Origin of the sequence: Ramlibacter sp. (assembly GCF_050250995.1) — a bacterium.
Taxonomy (GTDB): Bacteria; Pseudomonadota; Gammaproteobacteria; order Burkholderiales; family Burkholderiaceae_C; genus Ramlibacter.
Window position 1 is genome coordinate 1 of sequence record NZ_JBFWNP010000090.1, and the last position, 9,105, is coordinate 9,105.

Consider the following 9,105-nt stretch of genomic DNA (forward strand, 5'->3'; position numbering starts at 1 on the left):
TGTCCACCCAATGGCCGCCCGAGGCCATGGGGCGGCCGACCGGGCCGGCGCCGCTGAAGCCCACCGCGTACACGCGCACCGAGCCGCAGCCCTTGCCGGGCGAAAAGGACACGCCGGCGCCGACGGAGCCGCCGTCGATGCTCGACTTCACCGACATGGCGCCGTCGCGTTCCGTGACCCCGCCGCCGCTGCAGCCTGCGGCGATACGGGGCGAAGCGGCGTCGATGTCGCGTCCGGCGCCGCCTCCACCCGCCGCCGCAGCGCCGGCGACGACACGCACGGCCGCGCCCGCGCCGGCCGCGCCGAAGCGCTCGCCCATCGCCGGGATGCCGGTGCAGGTGCTGCCGCCGGTCAGCGCCGGCGCATCCGCCGAGGCCGGGCAGAGCATGTTCTCGGCGTCGAAGCTCTTCGCGATCGACGTCGACGAGTTCGCGCACGATCCCGAGCTCGAGGAGGCGGCGATCCGCTTCGCCAACGGCGACGACGACGGCGCGGAGCAGGGCCTGCTTGAAGTGCTGGCGCCGCAGGGCGCGCGCGTCAATCACGAGGAGACCTGGCTCACGCTGTTCGACCTTTATCGCGCGACCGGGCGCCAGGAGCGCTTCGACACCGCGGCCATCGAATTTGCGGGCCGCTTCGGCCGCTCCGCCCCGCAGTGGTTCTCGATGCCCGAGGTCGTGAGCCGCATGACCGCCCCGGCCGGGGAGCCTGCCGGCGGCGCTCCCGGCGGCGGCCCGCAGGCGCTCGCCGAATGGACGGCGCCGGCGGCCTTCGGGACGCAGACGCTGGCCGCGCTGAATGCGGCCATCGCCAAGGCGCCGCAGCCCTGGCGGCTCAACTGGACCAAGCTCGCGACCATCCAGGACGCCGCGATCGAGCCGCTGGCGAAGACATTCGCCCAGTGGGCGAAGCAGAGCGTGCAGTTGCGCTTCATCGGCGCGGACGTCTTCGAACAGGTGCTGAAGGACGCGACGCCCTCGGGCGACCGCTCGGTCAACCCGATGTGGTGGAAGCTGCGCATGGAGGTGCTTCGCGTCATGCACCGGCCCGACGAGTTCGAACTCGTCGCGCTCGACTACTGCGTGACCTACGAGGTGTCCCCGCCGTCGTGGGAGAGCGCGAAGTGCGACTATAAGCCGCTCGCCGCCGACGGCAGCTTCGCGGCCGGCCCCGCGATCGTCGGCGATGCCTTCCGGGATTCGCTCACCTCCGGCATGAGCGCCGGCTACAGCGACACGCTCGTGCCCTCGACGCAGATGTCGAACATGTCGACGGTCGAACTCGCGGGCCAGATCCTCGGCGACGCCAGCGCGGCGCTCGACCTGCTCGAGCAGAAGCTCATGGGTGCGGATCTCATGGTCATCTCCTGCGCGCGACTGATCCGCATCGACTTCTCCGCGGCCGGCACGCTGCTCAACTGGGTGACCGCGCGCCAGGCCGAGGGCCGGCAGGTCCAGTTCGTCGAGGTCCACCGCCTCGTGGCCGCGTTCTACAACGTCATCGGCATCAGCGAACACGCCCGCGTGATCGCGCGGCAGGACTGAGGAACCGACCCACCCCCGAAGCGCCTGACGGCGCTCCCCCCTCGAGGGGGCGCATCCAGCGGCCCGGCAAAGCCGGTTCCGCGGATGCCCCGATATGCACTCTTGCATTGTGGCTCGCCGTCCCCATCCTTCTTCGATGGAACAGTTTCACGGCACGACCATCCTCAGCGTCCGGCGCGGCGGGCAGGTGGCCATCGGTGGCGACGGGCAGGTGACGCTCGGCAACATCGTGGTCAAGGGCAGCGCGCGCAAGGTCCGCAGGCTCTATCACGACAAGGTGCTCGCGGGCTTCGCCGGCGCGACCGCCGATGCGTTCACGCTCTTCGAGCGCTTCGAGGGCAAACTCGAGAAGCACCAGGGCCACCTCGTGCGCGCGGCCATCGAGCTCACGAAGGACTGGCGCACCGACCGCGTGCTGCGCCGGCTCGAAGCCATGCTCGCCGTGGCCGACAAGGACGCCTCGCTCATCATCACGGGCAATGGGGACGTGCTCGAACCCGAGCACGGCATCGTCGCCATCGGCTCCGGCGGCGCCTATGCGCAGGCCGCGGCCAAGGCCCTGCTCGACCATAGCGAACTGTCGGCGCGCGACATCGTGAAGAAGTCGCTCGAGATCGCCGGCGAGCTGTGCATCTACACCAACATGAACCACACGCTCGAAGTCCTCGGGGAGCCGAAATGAGTTCGATGACGCCGCAGGAAATCGTCTCCGAACTCGACCGCCACATCGTCGGCCAGGCGCAGGCGAAGCGCGCGGTGGCCATCGCGCTGCGCAACCGCTGGCGGCGCCAGCAGGTCGACGAGAAGCTGCGCGGCGAGATCACGCCCAAGAACATCCTCATGATCGGCCCCACCGGCGTCGGCAAGACGGAGATCGCGCGGCGTCTCGCGAAGCTCGCGGATGCGCCCTTCATCAAGGTCGAGGCGACCAAGTTCACCGAGGTCGGCTACGTCGGCAAGGACGTCGACTCGATCGTTCGCGACCTCGCCGAGATGGCGGTGAAGCAGACGCGGGTGGCCGAGATGCGCAAGGTGCGCACGCGCGCCGAGGACGCCGCGGAAGAACGTATTCTCGATGCGCTCCTTCCCGGCACCTCGAGCGCGGAGGCGAACCCGACGCGGCAGGCGTTTCGCAAGAAGCTGCGGGAAAACGAACTCGACGACAAGGACATCGAGATCGACGTGGCCGAGCCCAAGCCGCAGGTCGAGATCATGAGTCCCGCCGGCATGGAGGACATGACGGAGCAGCTCAAGGGGCTCTTCACGCAGGTCGGCAACCAGCGGCGCAAGTCGCGCAAGCTCAAGATCCGCGAGGCGTTCAGGCTGCTGGTGGACGAGGAGGCCGCGGGCCTGGTGAACGAGGAAGAGATCCGCGCCGAGGCCATCCGCAACGCCGAGCAGAACGGCATCGTCTTCATCGACGAGATCGACAAGGTGGCCTCGCGCAGCGAAAGCTCCGGCGCGGAGGTCTCGCGCCAGGGCGTGCAGCGCGACCTGCTTCCGCTGGTGGAGGGCACGACGGTTTCGACGAAGTACGGGCCGATCAAGACCGACCACATCCTCTTCATCGCGAGCGGCGCGTTCCATCTTGCGAAGCCGAGCGACCTCATTCCCGAACTGCAGGGGCGATTCCCGATCCGCGTGGAGCTGCAGTCGCTGTCGGTGCAGGACTTCGAGGCCATCCTCACGAGCACGCACGCGTCGCTCGTGAAGCAGTACCAGGCGCTGCTCGCCACGGAGGGCGTCACGCTGGAATTCGCGCCCGATGGCATTACGCGCCTCGCCGCCATCGCGTTCGAAGTCAACGAGCGCACCGAGAACATCGGCGCGCGGCGGCTGTCGACGGTGATGGAACGCCTGCTGGACGAGGTGAGCTTCGACGCGGTGAAGCTGGGCGGACAGAGCATCGCCATCGACGGCGCCTACGTCGACGCACGGCTGAAGGAACTCAGCCGCGACGAGGATCTGTCGCGCTACATCCTGTGAGCTTGGTTGTCACCGCTGCAGCACGATCCCGCTCTTCTCGCGGTCCCAGATGTCCGCCAGCCGCGGCTCCGCGCTCGCGCGCAGCTTGTACTTCTCGACCTTGCCGCTCGGTGTGACGGGTAGCTCGTTCACGAATTCCACGAAGCGCGGAACCATGAAGTAAGCCATCTGCGGCTGGCAGTGCGCGATCAATGCCTCGGCGTCGAGCGCCGCGCCTTCCTTCAGGACGATCGAGGCCATCACCTCGTCCTCGCTGAACTCGGAGCGCACCGGGTACACGGCCACGTACAGCACGGACGGATGCCGCTGGATCACATGTTCCACTTCCACCGCGGACACGTTCTCGCCGCGGCGGCGGATCACTTCCTTCATGCGGTCGACGAAGTAGAGATAGCCGTCCTCGTCGATGTAGCCGCGGTCGCCGGTATGGAACCACAGGTTGCGGCACGCCTTGGTGAAGGCCTCGGCCATCTTGTAATAGCCCTGCCGCGAGAACCACGGCTCGTTCGAGCGCATGCAGATCTGGCCGATCGTGCCGGTGGGCACGGGCAGGTCGTCGTCGTCGAGGATGACGGTGGACATCTCGGGCACGAGCTTGCCGGCCGAGCGCCACTTCTCGCGCGGCGCATCCGGGCCGTACATCGACGCCATGCCATAGTCGCTCAGGCTGTAGAGCGAAGTGATGCGGATGTTGTAGCGCTTCTCGAACTCGGCGAAGAAGGGCGGCGTGGGGATGATCTGGCACAGGCGCGCGCGGTGCTCGCGGTCCTGCGGCGACTCGGGCTGCATCCACAGGATGTTGGTCATCGCGCTCAGCAAGGAGAACTGCGTCGCGCCGAACTTGCGCACCTCCGGCCAGAAGTTGCGCGCGGAGAAGCGCCGCGACAACGCGACCTTGCCGCCCGCGAGCAGCGCGGGGAACACCGTGCAGTTGAGCGAGTTGCCGTGAAAGAGCGGCAGGCAGGTGTAGAGCACGTCCTCGGTCGTGTAGCCGTAGCTTTCCAGGTATTTCAGCGACACCGCGATGGCCGTCGCGTTCGACACCATGCTGCCCTTCGACGGCCCGGTCGTGCCGGAGGTGTAGAGGATGTGCAGCATGTCGCTGTACTTCGTTTCTTCCCGCGCCGCCCAGGCTGCGGCATGCTCGGCCGCGAGATGCGCGTGGCCGCGCGCGACCTCCTCGTAACGCATGACGTGCGCATCCGGAAACGAAGCCGCCAGGTCCGGCATCGGCGGCCGATCGTCGCCATGCACGTAGGTCCAGACCTCGTCCTCGCTCTCCTTCGCGATCACGAGCTTCAGCAGCGGGCACTGCGCCTGCACCGCGGCGCAGCGATCGACGTAGGCATCGTCGACCACGAGCGCCACCGAATCCGACTGCTTGAAGTAGTAGGAGAGCAGGTCGCCCTTCACCGCGTTGTTCACGGGCACGCAGACCGCGCCGATCTTGGCCAGCGCGAAGTGCAGCCACATCACCTCCGGCGCGTTCTCCAGCATCACCGCGACGTGGTCGCCGTGGCGAATGCCCGCGGCATGCAGGCCCTGCGCGAGTTTCGTGCTGAGATCGTCGGCTTCCCGGTACGAATAGCGGCTGTCGCGATAGAGCAGGAAGGCTTCGTCGCCGCGCGCGGCCGCGAGGCCGGCGAGCAGCTTCGCGATGGTGCGCTCCTTCAGCGGCGGGTGGTTCGCGGAGAGCGTCACAACGGCGCCTCCGAGGCGAAACGTGCGGAACCCGCGAAACGTGCGTTTGGCGTCATGTGGACTCTTCGGAGACAGGATGGAAATACGGCAGCGCGAAGCCGTCGGAGACCGGCGTCACCCTGCACGCGAGCCGCATGCCGATGCGCAAGTCCTTCGCCAGCGCGCCGGGAATGCCGGACACGATGCGCGGGCCTTCGTCGAGCTGGACGAGCGCGATCGCGTACGGCACCTTCGCATCGAGCGAGGCGTGGACGGAGTGGCGCGCGACGGTGAACGAATAGAGGCTGCCCTTGCCGCTCACCTCGGTCCATTCGACGCCGAACGAATGGCATCGATGGCAGATCTCGCTGGGCGGGTGGCGGAACGTGCCGCACTGCGTGCAGCGCTGCAGCGCGAGGCGGCCTTCGGCCAGATGCTTCCAGTAGGGTTCCTGCAGGATGTCGTCGGCGGGACGGATGCTCATGTTTCAGGCCCTCCCCAGGATCAGCGAACTCGCGCCGCGCACGGTGACCAGCGCCACGCGCGCGTCCTTGCGCTGGTTGTGCGAGTCGCCGCGCAGCTGCCGCGCGGCTTCGGCAATGGTATTGAGCCCGTGGAAGTAGCCCTCCGACAGCAGGCCGCCGTGCGTGTTGACGGGCAGCCGGCCGTCGAGGCGGTTCTGCCCCGACGTGAAGAATGCATGCGAGCCGCCCGGCTCGACGAGTCCGAAAGCCTCGAGCCCCATCGGCACGAGCGAGGTGGTCGCGTCGTAGATCATCGCCACGTCGACATCCTTCGCGCTCACGCCCGCGCGGCCGTAGAGATCGGCCGCGACTTCCGGCGGACTGCACACGTGCAGATCGTCGTTGTAGAGCAGCATTGGCAACGAGTGGCGGCGGATGTGCTGGTTGCCCGCGAGCACTTCGACGCCGGGCTTCGCGAACGCCGCGCCGCGCTCGGTGCGCACCAGCACCATCGCCATCGCGCCGTCGGTCTCCAGGCAGGCGTCGTACATGCGCAGCGGCTCGGAGATCATGCGGGAAGCGCGGTACTGCTCCATGGTGAGCTCGCGGTCGTGCAGCAACGCACGCGGATTGCGGTTGGCGTACTCGCGCTGGCTCACGGCGATGCTGCCCAGCAGTTCGGTCAGCTGCTCGTCGCTCAGCCCGTATTCGTGCGCGTAGCGGCGCGCGTAGAACGCATGGAACTGCGTCGGCACCAGCAGGCCGAAGGGCGCGCCGTAGATGTCGCCGGGCGGCTCGCGGCCCGAGACGACGGTGTCGCCGCCCGTGCTCGTGAAATAGCGGTCGGCGCGGCCGTAGCGCGTGCCCGAGCGCGCGTTCAGCGCGCGGTACACGACGACGCACGAGGCGCGGCCGGCGACGATCGCGTCGGCCGCCTGCGCGACCGCGCCGCAGCAGTTCACGCCGCCGTGCTCCACTTCGCCGTAGTAGCGCACGTTGGGCAGGCCCAGCGACGAAGTGAGCATCGCCTCGCTGTTGTTGTCCCAGGTGTAGCGCACGAAGCCGTCGATGTCGCGCGCGGAAAGCCCCGCGTCGGCCACCGCCGCGAGGATGGCTTCGAGCGCAAGGCGCAGTTCGGAGCGGCCGGAGTTTGTCGAGAACTCGGTCTGGCCGATCCCGACGATGCTGGCGGAGGTCAAGCGGGTGTCCCGTGATGGTCGTGAAGATGCTGCGAAAGGCGCAGTGTAGGGTCGGTGTTCGAGTGCGTCAGCCGATGGGCGACGTCAGCTGCGCCACGAAGTTGCGCGCCGCCACCGAGAGCGTGCGGCCCCGGCGCGTGCCGAGCACCACCTTGCGGCTGGCCCACGGCTCGTCCATGGGCACGATCTGCACGTGTTCCAGATCCGCCGCCGACAGCAGGCCGTCGGGCATGAGCGTCACGCCATGGTTCATGCGCACGAGGGCCGTCGCGGAGTAGATGCTGTTGACGGTGTACTTCGGCTTGAACTCGATGCCTTCGAGGTCGGCTGCGCGCCGCACCTGGCCCATCAGCGTGGTGTGCGAGCCGATGGCGATGAGGTTGTGCCCGAACATCTCGGTGAGCCGCAACGGTCCGCGCTGGGCGAGCGGGTGGCCCCGCGCCACCACCGCGACGATGCGGTCCATGCGGTAGTCGGTGATCTCGATCTCGTCGAAGTCCTCGCCCGGCAGCTTGACGTAGATCGCGACGTCCGCGTCGCCGGATGCGAGCGTGCGGATCACGCCGGCGTTCGTCGACTCCTTGAGGTCGATGTCGACCTGCGGGAAGTTGCCGGCGAATTCCGCCATCTCGCGGGCGATGTAGGTGCTGATGATGCCCCCCGTGGAGCACACGGTGATCGTGCCGCGCACGCCATCGGTGAACTCCTCGAAGTCGCGGCGGATGTCTTCGAAAGTTCCGAAGATCTGGGTCACGTAGCGGGCGAGCACGCGGCCGGCGGCGGTGGGCAGCACGCCGCGCGGCGTGCGGTCGAAGAGTTGCGCGCCGAGGATTTCCTCGAGGTCCTGGATGCGCTTGGTCGCGGCGGACGGGGCGAGGTTTTCCCGGGCCGCCGCGCGGGACACCTGGCGCTCTTCGGTGACGGCGAGAAAGAGTTTGAGCGTGAAGAGATCCACCTGGCGCACCAGATGAATCTTGTTGAATGAGCCCATGCGCCGACTTTAGCGTCGCTCCGCTTGCGACGCGAGCCAAAAAACCGAAGGTAAAGCGAAGGCACGACACCGGAAAGGTCCCATGCCCCGGCTCGGCGTCCGCGACGCTCAGCCGCCGATGCGGATGCGCTCGCGCGCCGACTCCAGCGCCGCCACCGTCTCGTCTACCAGCTGCGCCAGGATCTTCGCCGCGCTTTCGCGCTCGTTGACCAGGCCCACGCCCTGGCCGGCCGGCATGTTCATGTAGTCCTTCAGGTTGGCGCGCGACGCGGCCCAGCGCACGGGAGACGTCACGAGGCGCTGGCGGGGATAGCCCAGCATTTCGTTCTCGTGGCCATCCCACGCGTCGATGAAGCGGTTGCGCAGCGACCGGATGTGCAGGCCGTCGAAGATCGGCGTGCGCACCGTCGCGTCGTGGCCCGCTTCGACCACGGCGGCCTTGAAGTTGTCCTCGGCCGACGACTCTTCGCTGGCGAGGAAACGGGTTCCGAGCCACACGCCCTGCGCGCCCTGCGTCAGCACCGCCGCGATCTGCGCGCCGTTGACGATGCCGCCGGCGGCGATCACCGGAATCGTCGTGAACGACAGCGTCTCCGCGAGCAGCGCGAGCAGGCCCACGTCACCCGTGTGACCGCCGCCCTCGGTGCCCTGCACGACCACCGCATCGGCGCCGGCCTCCATCACGCTGCGCACGTGCCGCGAGCGACCCACGAGGCCGATGACCTTGGTGCCTTTCGCGTGGCAGGTGTCGACCACCCACTTCGGCGTGCCGAGCGCACACGCGATCGCTTCGGCGCCGTAGCTGAGCGCGATGTCGAGCTTCAGCTTCGCATCCTCGATGCTCATCGCCTGGTCGTGCGAGGGCTTCACCTCGACGCCGAGCGCCTTCAGCTCCTTGTGCAGCTGCTTGATCGGACCGGGCAGGTCGACGACCTCGACGTCGGCCAGTCCCGTGGGCGCGCGGCGCGGGAACCCGATATCCACGCACAGCGGCTTGTTGCTCAGTTGACGGAAGCGGCGGATCTCCTCCTCCACGGTTTCGGGTGTGCCGTCGATGGCGGCGATGCAGCCGAGGCCGCCCGCATTCGACACCGCCGCGGCGAGGCGTCCGTACGCGACGCCGCCCATGCCCGCCTGCAGGATGGGAACTTGAATATCGAACAGGTCGCAAAGCGGCGTGCGGATGCTTTTCACGAAATCGGCTCCTCGTTTTCCGGTAGCGGTGATCTTTGGCTGGGGGG

The 9,105-nt window shown here is 68.1% G+C and carries 9 protein-coding genes; 3 read left to right on the forward strand and 6 right to left on the reverse strand.

Translation table 11 applies throughout. The features are described from left to right. On the reverse strand, positions 1 to 388 hold a 388-nt coding region (locus tag AB7E83_RS27745; protein WP_428574703.1), incomplete at its 3' end, for a hypothetical protein. Here AB7E83_RS27745 and AB7E83_RS27750 point away from each other — a divergent pair. The 3 genes from AB7E83_RS27750 to hslU all read left to right on the forward strand — a co-directional run bounded on the left by AB7E83_RS27750 (position 387) and on the right by hslU (position 3,530). Beyond that, the gene (locus AB7E83_RS27750) at positions 387 to 1,544 is read left to right on the forward strand and encodes an STAS domain-containing protein (protein ID WP_428574705.1); all 1,158 of its coding nucleotides are present in this window, start codon (positions 387 to 389) and stop codon (positions 1,542 to 1,544) included. The genes AB7E83_RS27745 and AB7E83_RS27750 overlap by 2 nt on opposite strands. 136 nt (positions 1,545 to 1,680) lie before the next feature. Beyond that, a complete protein-coding gene (gene hslV / locus AB7E83_RS27755; RefSeq protein ID WP_428574707.1) occupies positions 1,681 to 2,226 on the forward strand; it encodes an ATP-dependent protease subunit HslV in 546 nt (181 codons plus the stop codon). Continuing rightward, entirely contained in the window at positions 2,223 to 3,530 is a 1,308-nt protein-coding gene (gene hslU, locus AB7E83_RS27760) for an ATP-dependent protease ATPase subunit HslU (protein ID WP_428574709.1), read from the forward strand. The genes hslV and hslU overlap by 4 nt, the downstream gene beginning before the upstream one ends. Before the next feature lie 9 nt (positions 3,531 to 3,539). Here the strand turns inward: hslU and AB7E83_RS27765 are convergent, their stop codons facing one another. From AB7E83_RS27765 to AB7E83_RS27785, 5 genes are all read right to left on the reverse strand, one after another. Further along, positions 3,540 to 5,231 (reverse strand): AMP-binding protein, encoded by a 1,692-nt coding sequence (locus AB7E83_RS27765; RefSeq protein ID WP_428574711.1) that lies wholly within the window; start codon positions 5,229 to 5,231, stop codon positions 3,540 to 3,542. 52 nt (positions 5,232 to 5,283) lie between these two features. After that, positions 5,284 to 5,694: a Zn-ribbon domain-containing OB-fold protein gene (locus AB7E83_RS27770; protein WP_428574713.1), complete on the reverse strand. Its 411-nt coding sequence runs from the start codon at positions 5,692 to 5,694 to the stop codon at positions 5,284 to 5,286. Positions 5,695 to 5,697: 3 nt separating this feature from the next. Then, positions 5,698 to 6,873: a thiolase C-terminal domain-containing protein gene (locus AB7E83_RS27775; protein WP_428574715.1), complete on the reverse strand. Its 1,176-nt coding sequence runs from the start codon at positions 6,871 to 6,873 to the stop codon at positions 5,698 to 5,700. A gap of 67 nt (positions 6,874 to 6,940) precedes the next feature. Continuing rightward, the gene (locus AB7E83_RS27780; protein ID WP_428574717.1) at positions 6,941 to 7,864 is read right to left on the reverse strand and encodes a LysR family transcriptional regulator; all 924 of its coding nucleotides are present in this window, start codon (positions 7,862 to 7,864) and stop codon (positions 6,941 to 6,943) included. 108 nt (positions 7,865 to 7,972) lie between these two features. Further along, positions 7,973 to 9,058, reverse strand: a complete 1,086-nt coding sequence (locus AB7E83_RS27785; protein WP_428574719.1) for an NAD(P)H-dependent flavin oxidoreductase — start codon at positions 9,056 to 9,058, stop codon at positions 7,973 to 7,975. Between the last annotated feature and the right edge of the window lie 47 nt (positions 9,059 to 9,105).

What these genes read in the sequence shown, in the direction of transcription:
- hslV (WP_428574707.1), top strand. Translation starts at nt 1,681, where the DNA reads ATGGAACAGTTTCACGGCACGACCATCCTCAGCGTCCGGCGCGGCGGG.
- AB7E83_RS27750 (WP_428574705.1), top strand. Translation starts at nt 387, where the DNA reads ATGTTCTCGGCGTCGAAGCTCTTCGCGATCGACGTCGACGAGTTCGCG.
- hslU (WP_428574709.1), top strand. Translation starts at nt 2,223, where the DNA reads ATGAGTTCGATGACGCCGCAGGAAATCGTCTCCGAACTCGACCGCCAC.
- AB7E83_RS27780 (WP_428574717.1), bottom strand. Translation starts at nt 7,864, where the DNA reads ATGGGCTCATTCAACAAGATTCATCTGGTGCGCCAGGTGGATCTCTTC.
- AB7E83_RS27770 (WP_428574713.1), bottom strand. Translation starts at nt 5,694, where the DNA reads ATGAGCATCCGTCCCGCCGACGACATCCTGCAGGAACCCTACTGGAAG.